Source organism: Parapedobacter lycopersici (assembly GCF_024643285.1).
Taxonomy (GTDB): Bacteria; Bacteroidota; Bacteroidia; order Sphingobacteriales; family Sphingobacteriaceae; genus Parapedobacter; species Parapedobacter lycopersici.
In genome coordinates this window covers 344912-368227 of sequence record NZ_JAMSLW010000004.1, presented here as the reverse complement: position 1 = coordinate 368227, position 23316 = coordinate 344912, and the positions used below count along the sequence as shown (strand labels likewise).

At 50.9% G+C, this 23316-nt stretch carries 20 protein-coding genes; 15 read left to right on the top strand and 5 right to left on the bottom strand.

What is annotated here, in order from left to right; translation table 11 throughout:
* The first annotated feature begins 69 nt into the window (after positions 1-69).
* The 7 genes from cyoE (at position 70) to NEV57_RS10755 (ending at position 4554) form a co-directional block, all read left to right on the top strand.
* Positions 70-972 (top strand): heme o synthase, encoded by a 903-nt coding sequence (gene cyoE / locus NEV57_RS10785; protein WP_257658382.1) that lies wholly within the window; start codon positions 70-72, stop codon positions 970-972.
* Between the two features lie 5 nt (positions 973-977).
* A complete protein-coding gene (locus tag NEV57_RS10780; protein WP_257658331.1) occupies positions 978-1562 on the top strand; it encodes a cytochrome c oxidase subunit 3 in 585 nt (194 codons plus the stop codon).
* Positions 1563-1565: 3 nt separating this feature from the next.
* Entirely contained in the window at positions 1566-2294 is a 729-nt protein-coding gene (locus NEV57_RS10775; RefSeq protein WP_257658330.1) for a cytochrome c oxidase subunit 3, read from the top strand.
* Positions 2295-2315: 21 nt separating this feature from the next.
* On the top strand, positions 2316-2696 hold the full coding sequence (locus NEV57_RS10770; protein ID WP_257658329.1) for a cytochrome C oxidase subunit IV family protein: 381 nt from the start codon (positions 2316-2318) through the stop codon (positions 2694-2696).
* A 26-nt stretch (positions 2697-2722) separates the two neighbouring features.
* On the top strand, positions 2723-3409 hold the full coding sequence (locus NEV57_RS10765) for an SCO family protein (RefSeq protein WP_257658328.1): 687 nt from the start codon (positions 2723-2725) through the stop codon (positions 3407-3409).
* 114 nt (positions 3410-3523) lie between these two features.
* Positions 3524-4066, top strand: coding sequence for a DUF420 domain-containing protein (locus tag NEV57_RS10760; RefSeq protein ID WP_257658327.1), 543 nt, complete (start codon positions 3524-3526; stop codon positions 4064-4066).
* A 32-nt stretch (positions 4067-4098) separates the two neighbouring features.
* Entirely contained in the window at positions 4099-4554 is a 456-nt protein-coding gene (locus NEV57_RS10755) for an ABC transporter ATPase (protein ID WP_257658326.1), read from the top strand.
* A gap of 20 nt (positions 4555-4574) precedes the next feature.
* Here the strand turns inward: NEV57_RS10755 and mtgA are convergent, their stop codons facing one another.
* Positions 4575-5309 (bottom strand): monofunctional biosynthetic peptidoglycan transglycosylase, encoded by a 735-nt coding sequence (gene mtgA, locus NEV57_RS10750; protein WP_257658325.1) that lies wholly within the window; start codon positions 5307-5309, stop codon positions 4575-4577.
* A 121-nt stretch (positions 5310-5430) separates the two neighbouring features.
* Between mtgA and mutS the strand changes: the two genes are divergently transcribed.
* The 7 genes from mutS (at position 5431) to NEV57_RS10715 (ending at position 14969) form a co-directional block, all read left to right on the top strand.
* A complete protein-coding gene (gene mutS / locus NEV57_RS10745; protein ID WP_257658324.1) occupies positions 5431-8043 on the top strand; it encodes a DNA mismatch repair protein MutS in 2613 nt (870 codons plus the stop codon).
* Positions 8044-8178: 135 nt separating this feature from the next.
* The gene (locus tag NEV57_RS10740; RefSeq protein ID WP_257658323.1) at positions 8179-8664 is read left to right on the top strand and encodes a hypothetical protein; all 486 of its coding nucleotides are present in this window, start codon (positions 8179-8181) and stop codon (positions 8662-8664) included.
* Positions 8665-8830: 166 nt separating this feature from the next.
* Positions 8831-9382, top strand: a complete 552-nt coding sequence (locus NEV57_RS10735; protein WP_257658322.1) for a hypothetical protein — start codon at positions 8831-8833, stop codon at positions 9380-9382.
* Positions 9383-9538: 156 nt separating this feature from the next.
* Entirely contained in the window at positions 9539-10876 is a 1338-nt protein-coding gene (locus NEV57_RS10730) for a dihydroorotase (RefSeq protein ID WP_257658321.1), read from the top strand.
* Between the two features lie 13 nt (positions 10877-10889).
* The gene (locus NEV57_RS10725; RefSeq protein ID WP_257658320.1) at positions 10890-11918 is read left to right on the top strand and encodes a S66 peptidase family protein; all 1029 of its coding nucleotides are present in this window, start codon (positions 10890-10892) and stop codon (positions 11916-11918) included.
* Between the two features lie 101 nt (positions 11919-12019).
* On the top strand, positions 12020-13507 hold the full coding sequence (locus tag NEV57_RS10720) for a M14 family zinc carboxypeptidase (protein ID WP_257658319.1): 1488 nt from the start codon (positions 12020-12022) through the stop codon (positions 13505-13507).
* Between the two features lie 70 nt (positions 13508-13577).
* On the top strand, positions 13578-14969 hold the full coding sequence (locus tag NEV57_RS10715) for a putative oxidoreductase C-terminal domain-containing protein (RefSeq protein ID WP_257658318.1): 1392 nt from the start codon (positions 13578-13580) through the stop codon (positions 14967-14969).
* A 115-nt stretch (positions 14970-15084) separates the two neighbouring features.
* Here NEV57_RS10715 and NEV57_RS10710 read toward each other — a convergent pair whose 3' ends face one another.
* The 4 genes from NEV57_RS10710 to NEV57_RS10695 are packed head-to-tail and all read right to left on the bottom strand — an operon-like array spanning position 15085 to position 22034.
* Entirely contained in the window at positions 15085-16548 is a 1464-nt protein-coding gene (locus NEV57_RS10710) for a RagB/SusD family nutrient uptake outer membrane protein (protein WP_257658317.1), read from the bottom strand.
* Between the two features lie 19 nt (positions 16549-16567).
* Complete coding sequence (locus NEV57_RS10705) at positions 16568-19756, bottom strand: SusC/RagA family TonB-linked outer membrane protein (protein WP_257658316.1); 3189 nt, start codon at positions 19754-19756, stop codon at positions 16568-16570.
* A gap of 34 nt (positions 19757-19790) precedes the next feature.
* Positions 19791-20876 (bottom strand): dipeptide epimerase, encoded by a 1086-nt coding sequence (locus NEV57_RS10700; RefSeq protein WP_307876424.1) that lies wholly within the window; start codon positions 20874-20876, stop codon positions 19791-19793.
* 3 nt (positions 20877-20879) lie between these two features.
* The gene (locus tag NEV57_RS10695) at positions 20880-22034 is read right to left on the bottom strand and encodes a C40 family peptidase (protein WP_257658315.1); all 1155 of its coding nucleotides are present in this window, start codon (positions 22032-22034) and stop codon (positions 20880-20882) included.
* A 281-nt stretch (positions 22035-22315) separates the two neighbouring features.
* On the opposite strand from NEV57_RS10695, the gene NEV57_RS10690 reads away from it, so the two are divergent.
* The gene (locus NEV57_RS10690) at positions 22316-23281 is read left to right on the top strand and encodes a glycosylasparaginase (RefSeq protein WP_372340075.1); all 966 of its coding nucleotides are present in this window, start codon (positions 22316-22318) and stop codon (positions 23279-23281) included.
* The last annotated feature ends 35 nt before the right edge of the window (positions 23282-23316 follow it).

Genomic DNA, 23316 nt, shown 5'->3' with positions numbered 1-23316 from the left:
AAAATAGACAAAAAGCTTGGTGGGGAGGCCGTCGTTGGACGGCACGGTGGGGGAGCGGCTTTTGCCGAGGTGAAGCAGTTTGTAGCCGACCTTAAGCAGTTGGTTAAGATGCGGCTGACCATGACCGTGGTGTTTTCTGCGTCGATTGCTTTTTTGATCGGCAGTAAACAACAGGGCGACATCAATTGGATCAACTGGCTGATCTTGACAGCCGGTGGTTTTCTGGTAACCGGATCGGCCAATGGCTTCAACGAAATTATCGAGCGTGATCTTGACCGGTTGATGAAACGTACGGCTGACCGACCTATTCCGGCCGGCCGGATGACCACCGGACAGGCATTGGTGTTAAGTTTACTGATGGGAATCGCAGGAACGTATACACTGGTCACCCTGAATTTTGTGGCTGGCCTGTTATCCGTATTTTCGATTTTACTGTATGCCTTTTTCTATACGCCATTGAAGCGTAAATCGCCGATTGCCGTTTTTGTCGGTGCTTTCCCCGGCGCTTTGCCACCGCTGATTGGCTACTATGCTGCGTTCAGTCAAAATGACCTGGCCGCATACAGTCAGTATAATGCTTCGGCAATTGTGATTATCCCGCTGGTGTTATTTGTTATTCAGTTTGTATGGCAATTCCCGCATTTCTGGGCGATTGCCTGGGTGCTTGATGAGGATTACAAACGGGCCGGGTTCCGGCTATTGCCTACAATGAAGAAAGACCGGGTATCGGCATTTATGGTGTTGTTTTCAACCCTACTGATGGTGCCGGTCAGTCTGCTGCCCTATTTTCTGGGATTTGGCGGTTACTTCGTATTGGCTGTTTCATTGATCGGCGCATTGGTGTTCAGCTGGTACGGTTTAAAATTGTTCCTGCATCGTGATGTGGCTTCCGCACGGAAGGTGATGTTTACCTCGTTCCTGTATTTGCCATTGATTCAGTTGATATTACTTTTTGATTTTACAGCCTTATGATCGCTATGGCGCAATATACGCAAGATAAAGAACAGCTTACCCAGCAAAAGGCAAAACGGTTTAACCTGTGGCTGGGCATGATCGGAATGTTCATGGTGTTTGCTGCGTTATCAAGTGGGTTTATTGTGTATACCCAAGGGGGGATAGACAAGGGGATAAAAACCATACTCCCGGATGCATTTATATACAGCACGGCATTGATCGTAGTGAGCAGTATAACGATGTACCTGGCCCAGAAGGCAGCAAAGGAAATGGCATTCGGCCGGCAAAAAGGCCTGTTGGCAGTCACCATCGCATTGGGGATCGGCTTTTTTATGATGCAGGTGCATGCATGGGGGATATTGGCAGACCGTGGCGTTGTTTTCGTAAACAGCAATGCTTCACAGTCTTTCATTTATATTTTCACGGGGATGCACCTGGCACACATTGTTGCCGGTATTGTGGTTCTGGTTCGGGCATTGATCGGACGGATCCGGAATATTCCCCAGGTTAGCAATGTCTTCCGGATGGGGCTTGCTTCCTTATTCTGGCACTTTTTGGGTATTTTGTGGATTTATATTTATGTTTTTTTACTTTTGAATCAAAATTAAGCAATGAGCACTACTGTATCGCAATTGGATAAAGTGAAAACCGGAAGGTGGAGCGGAGGAAGGTCGCCTTTCGACGTGGAGTATGGTAAAATCATGATGTGGTTTTTCCTGGTCTCAGACGCCTTCACTTTCTCCTCGTTCCTGGTTTATTATGGCACACAGCGGTTCGCCCACCTGACCTGGCCTGACCCGGATAAAGTGTTTCAATCGGTTCCGTTTATTGCGGACAGTGGTTACCCGCTGGTGTTTGTGGGGATCATGACCTTTATCCTGATTATGAGCTCGGTGACGATGGTACTGGCTGTGGAAGCAGGACACCGCAATGCCAAAAAGGAAGTGGTTGGCTGGATGATTGCCACCATTATCGGTGGGTTAATGTTCGTTGGCTGCCAGGCGTTGGAATGGACACACTTGCATCATCAGGGTTTCTGGTGGGGAAGTATCCCTTATCAGGAAGGTGTTTCACCGGCAGAGACACTGGCACCGTATTTCACAAACGGCATCTCGGAAGTTTCCGCACAGCAGTTTGCTAACCTGTTTTTTACGATCACCGGATTTCACGGGTTTCACGTTTCCGTGGGTATTCTCCTGAACATCATTGTGCTGGGCATGACGCTGGCGAACACGTTTGAGCGTCGTGGTACTTATCTGATGATTGAAAAAGTAGGCCTCTACTGGCACTTTGTCGACCTGGTATGGGTATTTGTATTTACATTCTTTTATTTGGTTTAATCGCATTAAAAATTAGCAATTATGGCTTCTAATCACCAGGATAATACGGCAGGACACGAAGATGTGGCGCATCACGAAGGGATGACCAAAGGAAAGATATGGCGTGTATTCTTCTACTTGCTTGCAATCACTGCACTGGAATTCTTTATCGCGCTGGTATTGGTACACGGCGGCATTATCGCCAAAGGACTGGCAGTTAATGTTGTCTATATCTTATTAACGCTGCTTAAGGCGTATTACATTGTAGCTTATTTTATGCACCTGAAATTTGAAACATTTGGATTCATCATGTCAACGACCGTGGTACTTATCTTTGTCGTTTACCTGATCGTATTAATGTTGACGGAAGGGGCATATATGAAATCCCATTTCAACCCGTTCTCCTTTTGGCCGAGCACGTAATGGAGGGAACCAGAAAAACCTTTGGTTTGAAAAAAATAGCAATCCTGGCAGGTATCTTATTACTGCCAGGATTTTTATATTATCTGCTGAAGCAGAAAGGTGAAAACCGGTATACGAAGCTGCCGATATATGGGGAGAAGACATTAACGGGTACGTTTACTAACCGTATGGGCGAACAAATACCCGATACCCTGTTCCATCAGGTTTCGCCGTTCACCCTCACCAACCAGCTTGGCGAGCCGGTGCAGGTACTTGCTTCAGATACATGCCTGTCGGTGGTTAATTTCTTCTACACGCGGTGCCCTGCGGATTGTAACCACATGAATGACGAGCTGAACCGTGTGGCCGAGCGTTTTTCGGCAAACGGCCTGGTCCGTTTCTACACACTTTCGGTTGACACGGCCTTTGACTCGCCCGATGTGTTACAGGCTTACGCGGCGAAATACACACCGCAAACCAAAAAATGGGATTTTCTTACCGCAGGTCAGGATGATGTATATCGCATAGCCCGCGAAGGATTTCTGGTGGATGCCGTTCAGGACACCACCCGGGGGGAGGCCCTGTTTCTCCATAGTCCATCCCTGATTCTGGTAGATACCCACCGGCGTATCCGGGGCTACTATGATGCCAATGAGCGGAAGGAAGTCGACCGGCTCGTCGATGAAATTAAACTGCTGCTGGTACAGGAAATTCGGGAGCGGAGCCCGCTTTAAACCATCGGAAGGTCCGCTCATGCGCGACTCTCATCTTCTTGTCATTAAACTCCGTTCTTTTCCCTTTAGTCCCTGTTCTTGTTATCTTTGTGCTTAGCGAAGCGACTTCACCTCATGACACAGCAGACCGTAGAAAAGAAATACAATAAATGGATTGTCATTCTTTCCATTGTTATCCCGTTGGTAGTGGCACTCTTATTCGGTGTCAACCTGCGGAAACTGGGATATGATGTCCAGCCTTTAACGTTTTTACCGCCCATTTACGCAACCATTAACGGCATTACTGCCGTTTTGCTGGTATGCGCCGTGGTGGCGATCCGCAATGGGAAAAGGAAGCTGCACGAGCGATTGGTAAAGATCTGTATCGGCTGTTCAGTCGCTTTTCTAATGATGTATGTGGCGTATCATATGACCGCCGAATCTACGACTTACGGTGGTGAGGGTACGATCCGGTATGTGTATTTCTTCATTCTCATTACCCACATCCTGCTATCCATCGTCATCATACCATTCGTGCTGGTGACTTTTGTACGGGCACTGAGCGGTAATTTTGAACGGCACCGGAAGCTGGCCAGGATCACCTTTCCGCTGTGGCTGTATGTGGCGGCAACAGGGGTCATTGTTTACCTCATGATATCACCCTATTACGGGACTTAACCGATAAAAATCACTAGCTTAGCTTACAGGGTATGCAACGAATATGGATATATCAGGCAAACAGGCCGCTGCAGGAAAATGAAAAAGGATTGATTCAAAGCCGGCTGGATGAGTTTACCGCACAATGGAAGGCCCACGGCAAGTCGCTGGCCGCAAAAACGGAAATCCGCTACGACCGTTTTATCATTGTCATGGTTGATGATGAAGTAGCACCCCCCACGGGATGTTCTATTGATAAATCGGTGCATCTGCTCAAGGCGATTGAGTCGGAGACCGGACTTCAGTTATTCGACCGTATGCAGGTAGCGTACCGCGATGCCGAGGGGATACAGGCCGTACCCCGGACTGCATTTGAACAGCTTATCGCCGAGGGGCATGTAACGGATGAAACCATCGTATTCAACAACCTGGTCGGAACCTACCCCGAACTGGAAACGCATTGGGAGGTACCGCTTCGCGAGAGCTGGCACGCTAACGTGTTTTTGTAACCGACTGCCGCTATCCGGCCCTACGGTATTCGGCTGTGTCCCATGTACCGGACAATGGTATTCGCTTTCCGGTTGATGAACGCCGTGGGTTTTACAGGCGACCAGCGCCGGGGGTTGGGTAAAACCGCAATCAATAAAGCTGCCTGGCGCTTCGTCAGGCTTTTCGCCGACTTTCCATAATAATATTGTGCAGCAGCCTCCGCGCCGTACAGGCCGTCGCCGGTTTCCACCACATTGAGGTAGACCTCGAGGATCCGTTTTTTACTCCACAGCAGCTCGATAAGAAGGGTGAAGTACGTTTCGAATCCCTTTCGAACCCAGGAACGCCCTGGCCAGAGAAAGACGTTTTTTGCCGTCTGTTGGCTAATGGTACTGCCTCCCCGAAGCTTACCGCCTGTCTTATTGCGCTGGTAGGCATCTACGATAGCCTCGCGATCGAATCCCCAATGTTCCGTAAACCGGGCATCTTCGCCCGCCATCGCCGCCCGTTTGAGGTTGTCCGAAAGGGCATCGTAAGCCAGCCAGTCCTTGGTGATTTTCCATGTTTTGCCCTCGCCCTGGCGTTCAAAACCCCGTTGCACCATCAGCCAGGTAACGGGCGGGTTAACAAAACGGAGGGCCAGCACCCAGACCACGGTAAGCATGAAAAACCCCACCACGATACGCAGGCCCCACCGCAGGTACCTGTTCCGGACGGTGGAAAATGGAAGTCTCCGACGTTTAACGCGCTTTTTTCGGCTTAGTTTGGCTGCCATAATTAAAACGAATATACGGAATAGTTGGCAGCAGGCAACCGACCGATTCACAATTATCCATTGCCAAATCCCGCCAATTGTTCTATTTTTACGGCCACGCAGGAGTAAAACGACGTCTATTTTGGCAAAATCAGCAAAGAAAAAAGAAACCCCTTTGATGCAGCAGTACAACAGCATTAAGGTGAAATATCCCGGTGCCCTGCTGTTGTTCCGCGTAGGCGATTTTTACGAGACTTTTGGTGAAGACGCAATAAAAGCAGCCCGGATACTCGGTATTGTGCTGACCAAACGGGGTAATGGCAGCGAGTCCGAAACGGCACTTGCCGGTTTCCCGCACCATTCCCTGGAAACATACCTGCCCAAGCTTGTCCGGGCCGGGCAGCGTGTTGCCATCTGCGATCAGCTGGAGGACCCCAAGACCACTAAAACTATTGTGAAGCGTGGCGTAACGGAATTGGTTACACCCGGGGTTTCCTACAGTGATAATATTGTGCAGCAAAAGGCCAATAACTACCTGGCCTCCATTTTTTTCGATAAAAACCTGATCGGTATTTCTTTTCTTGATATTTCTACCGGTGAGTTTCTGGTGGCACAGGGAAATGCAGCTTATATCGACAAGCTGCTGCAGGGGCTAAAGCCGACCGAGGTTATTATGGGCAAGCGGCAACACAGGCTTTTTGTCGAGCATTTCGGTAATCAGTTTTATACCTATACCCTGGACGAGTGGCCTTATACAGGTAGCTATGCCGAAGAGGCACTGCACAAGCATTTCGAAGTGCAGTCGCTGAAAGGATTCGGCATCGACCGGTTGTCTCTTGGTATCGTGGCTGCGGGTGTTGCCCTGCATTACCTCAATGAAACCGAACACCGGGATCTGCAGCATATTTCCAGTATCTCCCGGATTGAGGAAGATCATTACATGTGGCTCGACCGTTTTACCATCCGGAACCTGGAATTGGTGGGCTCGGCCAACGAAAATGCCGTTACGTTAGCCGATGTGCTTGACCAAACTGCTTCGCCGATGGGCGCCCGGTTACTCAAGCGCTGGATGGTAATGCCATTAAAAGAAAAGAAGGCCATTAGCGAACGGCTGGAGGTCGTGGATTATTTATACGCCAACAAAGACCTCCGGGAGGCACTGGTAAGTGAAATCAGGCAGATCGGTGACCTGGAGCGGCTGATCAGTAAGATCGGCCTGCTGAAGGCCAATCCAAGGGAAGTCATTCAGCTTAAGCGTGCGCTGCATGCTGTTGAAAAGCTGAAAGCACTGACCGCCACGGCCGGCACCCCGGCCCTGCAGGCCATTGCCGCGCAGCTGGATCCGTGCCAGCCTATCCGCGACCGGATGGAGGCACAGCTCCAGTCCGAACCACCGGTACAGGTAAATAAGGGGAATGTGATTGCCGATGGCGTTGATGAAACCCTTGATAAGCTGCGTAAAGTTGCCTACGGAGGTAAAGATTACCTGCTCGAAATCCAGAAAAGGGAAGCGGAGGTGACGGGTATTCCCTCGCTGAAAATTGCCTTCAACAACGTGTTTGGTTACTACCTTGAGGTAACCAATGCGCACAAAGATAAAGTACCTGCCAGTTGGATCCGGAAACAGACACTGGTCAATGCCGAGCGGTACATTACCGAAGAGCTGAAGGAATACGAGGAACAGATTCTCGGGGCCGAAGAAAAAATCCAGGCGATTGAAACCCGTTTATATGCCGAGTTGCTGGCTGCTGTTGCGGCCTATATAAAACCCGTGCAATGCGACGCGCAGCTGGTTGCCCGCCTCGATGTACTGCTCAATTTTGCGGTAATCGCCGAAAAAAATTACTACATCAAACCCGAAATAAGTGAAAGTGATGCCATTGATATCAAAGGCGGCCGCCATCCGGTAATTGAACAACAGCTTCCGGCCGGGGAAGATTATATTACCAATGACGTGTTTCTTGACACCGAGACGCAGCAGATTATCATTATTACCGGTCCGAACATGGCAGGTAAATCGGCACTGCTCCGGCAGACCGCGCTTATCGTACTAATGGCCCAGATGGGAAGCTTTGTTCCCGCAACTGCGGCACGGATTGGACTGGTTGATAAGATATTCACGCGGGTGGGGGCATCCGATAATCTCTCGTCGGGTGAGTCCACGTTTATGGTGGAAATGAACGAGACGGCAAGCATCATGAATAACCTTTCGCCGCGGAGCCTGATCCTGCTCGATGAGATTGGACGCGGTACCAGCACGTATGACGGTATTTCCATCGCATGGGCCATTGCGGAGTTCCTGCATAGTCACCCTGTAGCCCGGGCGAAGACACTCTTTGCCACACATTATCACGAACTGAATGAATTAACCAATTCATTTTCCCGGATCAAAAATTTCAATGTATCAGTCAAGGAAGTAAATAATAAGGTGATTTTTCTCCGCAAGCTGGTTCCGGGGGGAAGTGAGCATAGCTTCGGTATCCATGTGGCTAAACTGGCAGGAATGCCCCCCAAATTGTTGCAGCGTGCCACAGATATCCTCAAGCGTCTGGAACAGGAGCGTACCGGAGGGGAGCAGATTAAGGACAGCATGAAAAAAATCCAGAAGCAGGCCTATCAGTTGCAGATGTTCTCCATTGACGACCCTATTCTCGTTAAAATACGGGATATGCTCAATAATCTTGACGTCAATACATTAACCCCCGTTGAGGCGTTGATGAAACTGGATGAGATACAGCGATTGCTGAAGAATTAACCCGGGCGATATCGCCCTGCGATACCTCCATTATTCCATAGGACATTTATTCCATTAAACCTCGGCACACTTTTAGTAGTCCAATCCACAAAAGGAGTCAAGGAATAAATTAGGAGTAACGTAAAACGCAGAGCCATGAAAAAGTTAGTCATTTATGTTGTTGCGATTGTATTCGGAATAATGAGTTTCAGCGATGCTTACGCGCAGCGTGGGCGCGGCCATGGCCGGGGTAATGGAAAAGAACATCCGAAATACCGGCATGAACGGGGTGGGCACCATTATGCAAACGGTGGACATTACCGGGTTCGCGAATACGAAGGCCACCGGGGTAATTCATACCGTGAGTATTATCGGGAACGCGATAAGGCTTACCGGAAATATGTCAAACAACGGGGCAAACGCTACCGTGACCACGACGCCTGGTACTACGGCTCCCGGTTTTACCATCGGTCAGAATACGTGTATTTCCCAGCCTATCGCACGTACTATGACCCCTACCGTAGGGGATACGTTTACCGGCAGCATAATGCGTGGGTTTTTGCACAGGCCATGCCCTCGTTTATGGTTGGGCTTAACCTGGGGTCGGTGAATGTGCAGTTTATGGCTAATTTACCAATGTAATCCCATTTTAATCGCATAGCGAGGCGCGCGGAAATTTCGATTTCCGCGCGCCTTTTTTTGGCCTGTACCGTGGAATTGTATTTTTTACTGCCATTTTAGCCCCTGTGGTCTGAATTTTGCATATAGGCTTAACAGATACAAACAGATTACAGTTAAAATTATACTTATGAGTACGTTACATTATATGGCAGGAATGGCCCTGCTATTCGTGTGCTTTTCCTGTGAATCACCTGAATATGATGAGAAAGGCGCTGATGCAAAGATACTTAAGCAATTGTATGCGGAAATCGACGGGCTTTCCAAAAAGGAATCCTGTACGGATTCCACCCAGTGGGCCTATACGGCAATCGGGCGTAAACCCTGCGGGGGACCGAGTGGTTATGTTGCATATTCCAATAAGATCGATACGGAACACTTCTTAAGCAGGGTAGCACTGTATACGGAACTGGAGACCAAGTTTAACAATAAGTGGGGGGGTAACAACTCAGACTGTGCCATGGCGCCGGAACCGATTGGGGTGAAATGTGTTGACGGTGTGGCGCGGCTGATTTATAAAGAAGGTGAGGACCCGGGCAATGAGTTGCCTTCAGACTCAACGGATCATGAGCTGCCTGTAGACAGCACGGACCATGAGTTACCCGTGGATAGTACGGACAATGAGCTACCTGTGGACAGCACGTCCAATAACCTGCCCGTAGACAGTACGTCAAACGGATAACCGGGAGGTTTTGGGCTGCCGTGGCCAAGTTAAAGTTTAGCTGCCCCGTGTTGACAGATGGCATTCGATTTATGTATCTTTGCCTACGGGTGGGCTGTTGCCTTCCTGAAATAATCCTAAATGCTACATACGGCACCACGATAAAAGTAAAAAGGTATGCCTGCTATACTTATTAAAGTCGCCACCATTGTCAATGAAGGACAGATTTTCGTTGCCGACCTATACATCCGGGACGGGATCATCCAAAAGATTGCACCGCAGCTTACCGAGCGGGCGGAAATCGAGATCGATGCGGAGGGACAATACCTGTTACCCGGTCTGATCGATGACCAGGTGCATTTCCGTGAACCCGGTCTTACGCACAAGGCTGATATCTGGCACGAGAGTCGGGCGGCAGTAGCGGGGGGGACTACCTCGTTCATGGAAATGCCCAACACTGTTCCCAATACGCTTACACAGGCCCTGTTGCAGGAGAAATTTGATATTGCAGCCCAGCGCTCGCTCGCGAACTACTCGTTTTACATGGGCGCCGCTAACGATAACCTGGACGAAGTGCTCCGCACCGATCCACGCACGGTATGCGGGATTAAGGTGTTCATGGGATCATCTACCGGTAATATGCTGGTGGATGACGAATATACCCTGGAGCGGATATTTGCGCAGGCACCTATGCTGATTGCCACCCACTGCGAAGATGAAGCGACAATTCGGCAGAACCTCGCAAAATTCAAGGCAATTTACGGCGATGCACTGACACCGGATATGCATCCATTAATCCGCTCATCGGAAGCGTGTTTTATCTCGTCGTCGCGTGCGGTTGAACTGGCTAAGAAACACGGCTCCCGCCTGCATATCCTGCATATTTCAACGGCACGGGAAGCCCTATTGTTTGATGCTTCCATCCCATTGGAAGCGAAACGCATTACAGCAGAAGCCTGTATACATCACCTTTGGTTCAGCGATGCGGACTACGCCGGGAAGGGCAACTTCATTAAATGGAATCCGGCCGTGAAAACCGCAGAAGACCGCCGTGGAATCCTTGCAGCGGTACGGGATGGCCATATTGATGTTATCGCCACGGATCATGCGCCACATACGCTTGACGAAAAGTCGCAGCCTTATCTACAGGCGCCATCCGGCGGACCGCTCGTGCAACATGCGCTGCAGGCATTGCTCGACCTTCATCACAATGGAGAGCTGACACTGGAAGAGCTGGTGCAGAAAACCGCACACAATACGGCGATCTGTTTTCAGGTCAATAACCGCGGGTTTGTAAGAGAGGGGTATTGGGCTGACTTGGTTTTGGTGGATTTAAACAAACCATATACGGTCACGAAAGCCAACATGCTTGCTAAATGCGGATGGTCGCCATTTGAGGGACATACCTTTAAATCAACCATCACCCACACGCTGGTATCGGGGAACCTGGTTTACCGTGACGGCGAGCTTCTTGAGGGAAGCTCCGGAAAACGGCTGGTATTTAACCGATCATGATATACTGACTGTAATGGACAAACGTACATTCTTGAAAATAGGTAGCACAGGAATTGCCTCAATGGCCCTGGGAAATACATTGCCGGCTTTTGGAGCGGTAAGTGATTCACTCGCCGGACAACGGGCTGCCATTTATCCCAGGCGAATAAAAAAGGGGGATACCGTCGGGATCATTACTCCGTCATCGCCATTGGTCGACGACAAAGGCTATGCGATTGCCGAAGCTAATTTTGCTGCACTCGGACTTCGCGTCAAATGGGGGCAGCATGTAGGTAAAAAATACGGGTATCTGGCCGGTACGGATGAAGAACGGATAGCCGACATACACCGCATGTTCAGCGACCCGGAAGTCAAAGCCATCGTTTGCCTCCGCGGCGGGTCGGGTGCGGCCCGACTGCTCAGCCGGCTGGATTATGGCTTGATCGCACGGAATCCTAAAATTTTTATGGGCTACAGCGATATTACAGCTTTTCATCAGGCTATTTATACGCAGACGGGACTGATTACGTTCCATGGGGCGGTGGCTAATAGCGTTTGGACATCCATGGTCAACAACCAGTTTACGCAGCTGTTTTTTGAAGGGAAGCCGCCGGTGTATGCTACAGACAAAAAGGAATTCCGTCCGATTTCTTCCGGCTCGGCTGAGGGCCGGCTCCTGGGGGGAAATCTTACGGTACTGGCCGGTATTGCCGGTTCCCGGTATTTCCCTGATTTCGAGAATAGCCTGCTCTTTCTGGAGGATATCGGTGAAGAACCGTACCGGATCGACCGGATGTTCAGCCAGCTGGCGCTAACGGGCGCGTTATCCAAGATTAAAGGGCTGATTTTTGGTAAGTGTTCGGACTGCCAAGCGAAAAACCCAAGAAATTCCCTTACCCTGGATCAGGTACTAAACGATTACGTTAAGCCGTTGGGAATACCGGCATATCAGGGAGCACGGATTGGGCATATTGATGAGCAGTTTATCCTGCCAATCGGGGCGCGGGTTCGCATGGATGCCGGCCAGGGAACATTGCAGGTACTGGAAAATATTCTTCGTTGAATACAGGAAAGCAGCTTGCAGGAATTCCGAGCAGGCTAAACGGATGAATCGTCAGTTGTACCAATTGGCCGTGTGAACGCTGATCGTTAAATACCTAAGATATGAAACCATTCATTTATTTATTCGCTATGGTATTGTTGTCCTCCGCTTGTCAGGGCAACTGGTTCTCCGGAAAAGACGTTTATGTGCCTGATACGGCAATGCTGGCCAATGCCTTTGAAACGTATCGCGAACCCACCATCACCAATCGCCGGTTTAAGCACGCCGATATCGAACCGTTAATTCTGAAACGAAAGGGCGGGGACGCATTTGAAGTGACCCAGCTGGGGGTTTCCGTACTGAAAAAGCCAATTTACCAGCTAACATACGGAAGTGGTCCGAAAAAGATCATGCTTTGGTCGCAGATGCACGGCAATGAACCTACGGCAACCATGGCGCTGATGGACTTGTTTAATTTTTTGGAGGCAGAAAATGATGGTCTGGATAGTATCCGTACGCTGTTGCGTGAACAGACCAGCATTTATTTCATTCCCATGCTCAACCCAGATGGTGCGGACGTGTATACCCGGCGAAATGCAATGGACGTGGATATTAACCGTGACGCCAGGGCCGGTGAGACGGTAGAAGGGAAGATCCTGATAGAAGCTGCCGAGACCGTCAAACCGGATTTCGCCTTCAACCTGCACGACATGAATATTTACTATAACGTGCCGGGAACATCCAATCCGGTAACTGTTGCCCTGCTGGCGCCCGCGTATAATGAGGAACGGGAGGTAAATGAGGTACGCGGTAATGCCATGAAAATTGCGGCCAGCATTAACCGGATCCTGCAGGGCTATATTCCGAACGGCGTGGCCAAATATGACGATACCTATTCGCCCCGTGCTTTTGGTGATAATTTCCAGACCTGGGGTGCAAGTACCGTCCTGATCGAATCAGGCGGTTATCCGGGTGATCCCGAAAAGCAAGTTATCCGGAAGCTTAATTTTATTGTTATCCTGAATGCGTTGATGGAGATTGCCCAGGAAAGTTATATGCAATACGACAGAGCCGAATATGAGGCCCTACCTTTCAGTGCCTCGCAACTTTCCGATCTGCTGATCCGGAATGTGGGTGCCGCCCACGATTCCCTGAATTACCGGGTGGACCTGTCCGTCGTACGGAATGAGGTAACGGATCCCGGCGACTACCGCACGTACCATGTGCAATCCCGGATAACGGATGTGGGCGACCTGAAAGAACAATTCGGCTATACTGAACTGGATGCCGAAGGCTACCACTTTATGCCGGGTAGGGTTTATCCAACGGCATTTAACAGCATTGAACAAGTGTCAACGGAGCAGGCGATGAACCTGCTGCGGCAGGGGTATTATGCGGTCCGGGTGACGAATTTGCCGGAAGACCGCCATCACAGCCTACCGCTGATCGTTTTCAACACGCGGACACCTGTTCCATCAGGCCCGAACCTGGGAACGGCAGCCAATTTCTTCCTCGCCAGGGACAATGTCCCTGCCTACGCGGTAATCAACGGTTATTTAATCGACCTGTCCGCTACGCCGGGGGAACAATTTAAGAATTACGTCTGGTAACCTGCCGCTGGTCACTGTTTACCGGACGTGATTGATTTCGTTATTGAAATTAACCACTGATACCTTTTTTATGAAAACAAATACGCCAATATGCCTGATCCTGATTATGGGTCTCGCCGCCTGCGGCAACAACCAGCATGCAGGTCAAACACAGGGAACGATTAAACTGGTGACGGTTGCTCCGGGGCATTTCCACGCATCGCTGGTGCAAAAGTCGGCGTACCCCGGTGTGAGTGACACCGCGTATGTGTACGCTCCGGATGGACCTGAACTGGAGGCTCACCTGGCACTGATAACACAATACAACTCCCGGCCCGACCACCCTACACACTGGAAAGAAGTCGTGTATTCCGGACCAGATTTCATGGAGAAGATGCTGAGCGAACGAAAGGGGAACGTAGTCGTTCTGTCAGGGAATAACCAGCACAAGATGGATTACATCGGCCAGGCTGTGGCAGCGGGCTTAAATGTGCTGGCAGATAAGCCGATGATTATCCGCCATGCCGATTTCCCCCGGCTGGAGGCTGCATTTGCACAAGCCCGGGAAAACCACGTGGTGTTATACGACATCATGACAGAACGGTATGAAATTAATACCATACTGCAAAAAGAGCTTTCGCAGTTGCCTGAATTCTTTGGGGGGCTTGTCGCCGGAGATGCCGGGCACCCTGCGATAACCAAGGAAAGTGTACATCATTTTTTCAAGGAAGTGTCGGGCAAACCGCTGATCCGGCCGGCGTGGTTTTACGATACCCGGCAACAAGGGGAGGGGCTCGTGGATATTACCACGCATTTGGTCGACCTGGTGCAATGGGAGAGTTTTCCGGAGGAAGTAATCCATTATGATCGGGATATCGAGGTAATTAATGCCAAACGGTGGCCGGCTATTGTTACGCCGGCACAGTTTACCCGGTCAACACAAATCTCCGATTTCCCGGAATACCTGCATGATGCCTTGGACAGCAATGGCAACCTGGCTGTTTTTGCCAATGGTGAAATTAATTACAGGATCCGGGGTATCCATGCCCGGGTATCAGTTGTCTGGAATTTTGAGGCCCCGGAAGGTGCCGGTGATACCCATTATTCCATTATGCGCGGCCGGTATGCCAACCTGATCATCAAGCAGGGGAAAGCAGAATCGTATAAGCCAGTGCTCTACGTCCAGCCTACCGAAGAACGGGATGTAGCTTCTTTCGAGTCGGCACTCGGTGACGCGATGAACCGACTCGGTGCTACCTATCCGGGACTGACGTTCGAACGTTTGCCTGATGGCCTGTATCGCATTGGAATTGACTCCGCGCTGGTGACCTCCCATGAGGCGCATTTTGCACAGGTCACCGAAAAATACCTGTCCTTTCTGAAGTCAGGTACCCTGCCTGATTGGGAAGTGCCCAACATGCTGGCCAAGTACTACGTGACTACCAAGGCACTTGAAGTGGCGGAAACGCAGGCGCCCGAATAACGACCCGGATTCCGTAGCAGTCGTTACATGAGGCGTTCGGAAAAGAAAATACAGGAATCGCGCCAAGCAATTGATTGCTGCTATTCAACGACTGTATGGCGCGATTCCTGTATGCTTACTGGCCCGAATATCCCGGATTCTGCTGCGCTTCAATCCCCGGGTTGGCGTTGATTTCGTCCTGTGAAATAGGTAAAACCGTCTTGTAAAAACTTCTGTCAATCGTTTTTTCCCTGTGAGGAACCGTTATTCCACCAAAGTCATCGTTGAATGTGATCGACCGGTTTAACCGGATCATGTCAAAAAACCGGTGGCCTTCGGCAAACAGTTCCTTGCTCCGCTCATCGAGAATCATGTCCAGGGTGATCGTTGCCGCGGTAGCCGGTGACAGGTTTGGCGACCGTTTCCGGATGGCGTTGAGGTAGCTGGCCGCAAGCCCCGGATCGGTGGGCAGGGCGGCCTCAGCCGCGATGAGATATACTTCAGAGAGCCGGATGACCTTGATATTCACTGCGGTGTTGGTTGACTTCCCGTCGCCTTCCAGTGCAACACTGCCACTATATTTATAACATGAACCTAGACGCGGGGTTTCCGATTCATCCTGGTCCATTACCCCCCAGCGCACATCGTCCTGATCTTCCCCCAGGCGCTCAAGAAAGTAATCGCTGGCCATGAACCAGCCGGCAGCCGTGGGCGCGCCGTGTGCCAGGCGCCGCAGGTAAAAGCCCAGCGATGCACTGCCTAAATCGCCCTCGTTCGGGAAGATACCCAATTCAAATATGGATTCAGTGCCGAATGGCGTTTTCCATGAGCCTGTCCACGCCTCGTTTTCATATAGTGTATACACCTTGTCGTTGATGATTTCCTCCGCAGCACTTAATGCCGCTGCGTGATCGCCCATATACAGATTTACCCGCGCCTGTAACGCTTTATTGGCGTAATAGTTTAAATAGCCATTGGTTGGGGTTTTAGGAAGCAAGGGTGCCGCAGCAATCAAGTCAGCCAGTATCTGCGTATAGTTTTCCGCAACCGTTGCCCGGAGTGGCTGGGCAGCGGCTTCCAGTGTGGCCGTTATGTTGGGAACGCCGTATGACGCCGGGTCATCGGTATATGCCTTACCATATAGGCGAACCAAATCAAAGTAAATCAGGGCCCGGGCGGTGAGCGCCAGCCCTTTGTATGTACTGAAGTCGTCCGTTGTCCCTTCCTGCTCCAGCCTGTCTATGTTTTCCAGCAGGTTATTTACCTGTAAAATGCTTTCATACAGCTGGGTCCAGAAACCGGAATAACTATTGGCAGTTACCGTATGATTGAAGGTGTACAGCGGATCCAGTCCGCGGCCCTGGGACGCAATGGTCAGGTCTCCACCCTTTGCATCGCCATACATGATAAAATTCCGGCCATAATAATCCGAGCTGGTCATAGACCGCATCAGCCCATTGATTATTACCTGGGCATCGGCGGCCGTTTGTATGGAGCTTTGGGAATCGCCCGAGTTGGTCGGTTTCACATCCAGGAAGTCGGAACATGAAAGGCATGCTGCCATTGATGCCCCTACCCACAGTATAATTATCGTTTTCATTGTACAAATCTTTTAATCGTTAAAAACTGAATTCAACACCGAATGTATAGGTTTTGCCATAAGGGGTTTCCCAGCCGCGCGTGCCATACTGGTTAACCTCCGGATCGGCGATTTTATACCGGGAGAAGGTTAACAGGTTCGTTCCATTGAAATATACCCGGGCGCTGGAAACGCCGATCTTGCTAACCACCTGTGTAGGTATCGTATACGTCAGGTTAATGTTCTTCAGGCGGAGGAAACTGGCGTTGTGCATCTGGCGGCTGCTGTATTGCATGGCATCGGTCAGGTCATTGCCGTCGAGTTTGGGCAGCGAACCGCCTGGACGTTCCACCGTCCACCTGTGCTCATCGTAATACTGCGCACGGATCCGTTCCCAGTAATACCCGTCGTCTGCCACATCCTTGAAGGCCCCGTCATAAAGATAACCGCCTATTTTGTAACTGAAGTTAAGGCCAAGACTAAATCCCTTGTAACTTACGTTGGTGTTCAGGCCACCGTAAACTGTGGGGATTGCCGACCCGAGAATCACGCGATTCGCGTCCGACCAATTGTAGGTAGCTCCCCTGCCGTTGTGCACAAAATCACCGACATCGCTGCCATCAGGATGATTGACATACCACATGTTCCGGCCATTTTCCGGGTCCACGCCAGCCCATTCAAATCCATAGAAACTCAACATGGATTCCCCTTCACGATAAATAAACTCGGCCCTGTCATCGCCACCCGTCGGGTCGTCCCAAATGATATCCTGCCCTTTAAGGTCGCCTTCATTTTTATATAGTTTGGTTACCTTGGAATCGATAAAGGATCCATTGACGTTTGCGCTCCATTTCCAATCACCCTCCCGGAGGATGTCGTACCCCAATTCGATTTCCAGGCCACGGTTATTCACCTCGCCGATATTCCGGAGAATGGAGCCGAATCCCGTTACCGTTGAAATGGGCACATCCTGTAGTAGGTTCCTGGAATCACGGTTGAAGTATTCCACTACGCCGTAAAGCCGGTCTTCAAACAGGCCGATTTCCAGCGCTACGTTTGTGGAATAACTGGTTTCCCAGGTCAGCGCTTCGTTGCCGATTGTATTGATCGCCCCGCCGGCATTTCCCATGTAGCGGCTGGTATAGCCTGTCAACGTCCGCCAGCCGAAATTATCCGTGGGCTGCGTGCCGTTTGTTCCATAAGAAGCGCGTAAGCGCAGGTTACTGAAAAAGGTTGCACGATCCATAAAGGATTCTTCACTGATCGTCCATGCGCCGCCGACCGACCAGAAATTACCCCAGCGGTTTTCCGGACTCAGCCGGGACGAACCGTCGCGGCGATACGATGCTGACAGGTTGTATTTACTGCCGTAGTTGTACGCCACGCGGGACAATACCGAAAGCATGTTATAGCCCCAGGAGTAAGCACTGGCGTCCAGCTCCCCTGCGGTGGCCACGGAATGCAATGCACTGGAGGGGAGATCCGTTCCGGTGGCGCGCTGAAAATCCGTATTGTTCTTCTCTGCTTCAAAACCTGCGAGCAGGTCCAATCCATGCATGCCGAACTGCTTATTGTAATTGGCCGTAGTGGAGGATACCAACTTCATATAAGCTGTGCTAATCTCATTTACCTCGCCGTTTGAAGTTGCGCCGTCGTAATGGTTTGCACTGTAGTAAAGGTGCTCCTTTACGGCGTTATTTTCATAAGAGAATACCGACTTTACGTTCAGTTCGGGAAGCAGCTGGATGTTCAGTGTTTCGTTAGCGGCAATCCGCAATGTGTTCGCGCTATTTTCCCACTCGTTTTCATAATACTCCGCGTTATAGGCATAGCTGCCGTACCGGTTTACCCAGGGCTCGCCGGTTTTGTAATCGGTTGGCCAGTATAGCGGCCATAACAGGTTACGCGTCTGCAAATAATAATTTCCTCCCAGGTTACGGGTGTCATTAAATCCCTGCTGTTTATTGTTTGAAATGCTGATGTTTGATATAAACTCGACGTGTTTGCCGATTTTCTGTGATAGGTTGACCCGACCTGCTATCCGGTCATAATCATTAATTACAATCCGGTTCTGGTCTTTCGTATAGGAAAGGGAAGAATAATACCGGGTGCTTTCTGTACCTCCGCTGACCGATAGGTCGTTGGTTTGGTATATCCCGGTCCGGAACAGGCGATCTTCCCAGTCAAAGTAGGTGCCCTCGCGGTTTATGAGGCCATCGGCAAGTCCCCTGATGGCTACATTTTCCAGTACACCGGGGCCGGCCGTTTCAAAATAATAGCCATGCCGGTTAAACCGGCTGTTCAGCATATCGAGTGCTGTTTCGCTGGCTTCAGCCTCCGTAGAACCATTGGACGTGCCGAGGTCGTGGAAAACCTGGTATAGCATATTTACCTGTTGCTGTACACCTGCCGGCTCATAGTTATCTGTAGCCCAGCTTGGCGTAAAGCCTACGGAGGAACGGATGTTGATGACCGGCTTTCCAAGCTGGCCCTTTTTGGTTGTAATCACGACCACCCCATTTGCTGCCCGTGAACCGTACAGGGAAGATGCGGCTGCATCTTTCAGTACGGTAATCGACTCGATGTCGGACGGGTTCAGGGAATTCAGGATGTTGTTGGACGTATAAAGGTAATCGCCGAATTGTCCGCCACTGCCCGATACCACGGGAACGCCATCAATGACGTATAACGGCTCGTTGGAGGCATTCATGGAGCCGATCCCGCGGATCCGTATACTGGGAGCCGATCCGGCCTGCCCTGAAGAAGCGGTGACCTGTATTCCCGGTACCCGGCCCGAGAGCGCACCTTCAAAAGAAACGGTGGGGACGTCCTGGATGTCTTCCTGCCGGATTACTGCGGCGGAACCGGTATAAGTATCCCTTGTTGCTGTCCCGTAGGCGACGACCATGACCTCGTCAAGCGCACGGTTCGAAACCGTAAGCTGCGCGTCCACTACCGTATTATTGCCTACGCGTATTTCTTGTGGTGCGTAGCCAACTGCCGAAAAGGATAATACGGCATTGCCATCCGGAATATCGATGCGGTAACGGCCGTCGTTGCCTGTGGCCGTAGCCACGGTGGAGCCTTTGATCACAACCGTAACCCCCGATAACGGCGATCCGTCCATCGCGTCTGTAACCCTTCCGGTTACAGCCATTTGCCGGGCTTCCGCCACATACACCCATGTACACAGCAGCGCCCAAGCGAAGAAAAATAATCGCTTGTTCATAATGGTTTTAATTTTGGTTAGTTATATCTCGTCGTTAGCAAAATGCTATACCGATGCCCGGCCTGTCGGGTAAAACCACTTTCCCCCGTTCAACTGTCATGCCCTGATACACGTCGTTGCTGATCAGCAATGCGCCGTCCAGGTCAGCCCAGTCGACCACAGGGGACAATTGCGCTGCGGCGGATATCGCACATGATGTTTCCGTCATGCAGCCCAGCATCACTTTCATGTCCAGCGCCCGGGCCAGTTCGGCCATCTTATGTGCTTCCCGTAACCCCGTGCATTTCATTAGTTTGATGTTGATGCCGCTATATACGCCATGGGCGCTGCGGATATCGCTTAACCGCTGGACAGCTTCATCGCCTACGGTTGGGATTGGGCTGTGTGCCGTAAGCCATGCGTTATCATCCACCTGTTCCTTAGGCATCGGCTGTTCCAGGAAAATAACGCCCCGCTCAGCCAGCCAATGTGCCATTTCCAGCGCTTCCTCTCTTTTTTTCCAGCCTTGGTTCGCATCTACACAGAGCGGCTTATCCGTTACTTCGCGGATTGTTTCAATCATCAGTTTGTCCGTGTCCAGGCCTAGTTTTACCTTCAGGATCTTAAAAGAGTCGGCTTCCCGGACCTTTTGCCGTACGATTTCAGGTGTATCAATGCCGATGGTAAGGGTGGTGTCTGGTGTGGTTTTCGGGTTATACCCCCATATCCGGTGCAGGGACTGCCCCATTAATTTTCCGAGCAAGTCATGCAATGCAATGTCAATCGATGCCTTCGCTGCCGTATTCTTCATTGCGAGGCTGTCGATATACGTTAGGATGTCTTCCGTAAGAAATGGGTCGGAAAAAGCGGTGAGGTCTACCCGGTTCAAAAAGGCAAGCACCGATTCATGGCTTTCCCCGAGGTAAGGAGGCATGGATGCTTCACCATATCCCGCAACCCCATCATATTCCAATTCCACGAGTACAACGGGCGTTGTGCTGCGCGATCCGGCTGCAATGGTAAATACATGCTTAAGTGTAAGTGTGTAAGGGCGGTATCGAAGGGTGAATTTGCCCATCTTACGGGTTACCGTGTCGGGAGTTGTAAATAAGGGAGTGGCTGTATGGCTGGTGGTATTCATTGATTAGTTGGTTTTTGGCAGGTTGGCTGCTTGGGTATTATATGCCGGATGTGCCGTAAGGAACTGCAGCGCAGGGTCCTGCTGGCCAAGGTAGCGGCGGGCGGCAACGAGGGTATTCGCCCGGTCGGCATCGTAATTCGGCGCGCTGCTCAGCAAGCTGTTAATGCGGACCGTCCCCGACGCGTGGATGAATAGGCCATTGCCCATGTACAACGCCACATGGGTAACGCGCGGATGGGGTGTTTTCCCTTTTGCTGCGGCAAAAAACAGTAAATCGGCGGGCTGCAGGTTGCGCAGCAGCTTTGCTGTGTCCAGGTCATCATTCGTAAGTACGTCCAATGCGAGCCCTGCCAGCACCTGCTGTGAAGCGTCGCGCGGAACAACCAGGCCGTTCATGTAATAGGCTGTCTTGGTAAAGCCGCTGCAATCCACGCCTTTTACCGAAGTACCCCCCCAGAGATAGGGTACGCCCATCATGGTTTTGGCAATATCCAATATATGTTGTGCTGTAGGGTTCAGCGCCTGCTGCCAGCTGCTGAATGCCTGTACCTGGCTGCTTTTTACAAAGGCGTTACGTCCATCGGGATAAATCACCTGTACGTAATCGCCGGAGGTACCTGTGGTCTGCAGCAGATCACCCATTACCAGATCGGAAACCCGCATCGACGACTCATCCGTTGCTTCGTAGGAGTGCCCAAAGTCCGATATGAAGATGACTTTTTCGTGTATATTCCATGAAGCAAGCGCTGCGTCCGTTTTCGGCGCAACCGATGAGGTACTGGTCCAGGCGATATAACCATCGGGGGTCCGTACGCGGAAATAACCATCCCTTTCCTGAAGCAGATCTACCACGGTTCCCAATAGTGCCTGTGTGGCCAGCTCGGCCTGGTTGCGCGGAGCGGTACGAAGATTGGCAACGGAAAGGTTGATAACGCCCCTGGTGGTTCCCGCAACTGAGCTGTCGGGGAGAAGCGTGACCGCACCTGTTGCAGGAATGTCGCTTTTTTTCAATAAGTCCGTAAAAGTGGCTTTCGCATTTTCATCCGTGGTGGTTACGTGGTACTGTGGGATGCGCAGGGTGGTATCCAGTTGGATTTCGAATAATGCAGTACGCTGATCGGGTGTGTATTGCTTCCGGACCTGTTCCGCAATTTGCATGATTTTTTTATATTGTGCAGAATCATGCAGGTTTGCCTGGCTATAGCCTGTGCAAGGTAAAAACGCAGAAAACACGAAAAGGAAGATGCTTAGCCGAATTTTCATATTGGGATAGTTTCCACTAAGTTATGAAATAATTGTATTTTTAGCTAATTTTTTACAATTAACCTTATTAGAACCGTAAACATCCGGCAACAAAACGTACTTATAAGTTTACTTAATTCAATCCTACCATGATTGATCGCAGGACATTTATTAAAGCCGGCACGGCGGCTAGCGCCATGCTGTCTGTTAACGAGCTGTTAGGAAGTGGCGGCAGGCGCAATTCAGTTGACGGGCCCATCGTCATCTCCACATGGGATTTTGGCGTAGCGGCCAACCGGGCGGCTTGGGCGGTACTTGAAAAGGGAGGACATGCACTGGATGCCGTGGAGGCAGGGGTGCGAATTGCCGAAAGCGACCTGAACAATCATACCGTGGGCAAAGGAGGGTACCCCGACCGGGATGGACATGTCACCCTGGATGCATGTATCATGGATGATCGCGGTAATTGTGGTGCTGTGGCGGCCCTGGAACATATTGCGCATCCGGTTTCGGTAGCCCGCAAGGTGATGGAGGAAACCCCGCATGTGATGCTCGTGGGCGGGGGTGCGTTGCAATTTGCGCTGGAACGCGGATTTGAAAAAGAAGACCTGCTGACGCCGGAAGCAGCGGCGGCGTGGAAGAAATGGCTACAGCAAAAAAAATATCAACCCGTTATCAACATCGAGAACCGGTCGTTTACTACAGAGAAATTACCGGGAAACCAGTATAATCACGATACAATCGGGATGCTGGCGCGCGATGCAGCTGGCCGGCTTTCGGGTGCCTGTACGACCAGCGGTCTGGCCTTTAAAATGCACGGCCGGGTGGGCGACAGCCCGATTATCGGCGCCGGGTTATATGTGGATGATGAAATCGGCGCGGCTACAGCCACCGGTGTGGGGGAAGAGGTTATCCGTACTGTGGGCAGCTTTCTGGTAGTGGAACTCATGCGGCAGGGCTATTCGCCGGAAGATGCATGCCGCGAAGCCGTAAACCGGATTATCCGTAAAAAGCCGGAAACAGCAAAGGCCATACAGGTTGGTTTTCTGGCCCTGAATAAACGGGGCGAATACGGTGCCTATGCCCTGCAGTCCGGTTTTTCTTACGCGGTCTGCAACCAAAACCGGCAAGATTTGTTAGTAAGAGGGAAGAGCGTATTTTAGGTGCCGGTAAAGGGCAGGTTCAGGCGGGGAGGCGC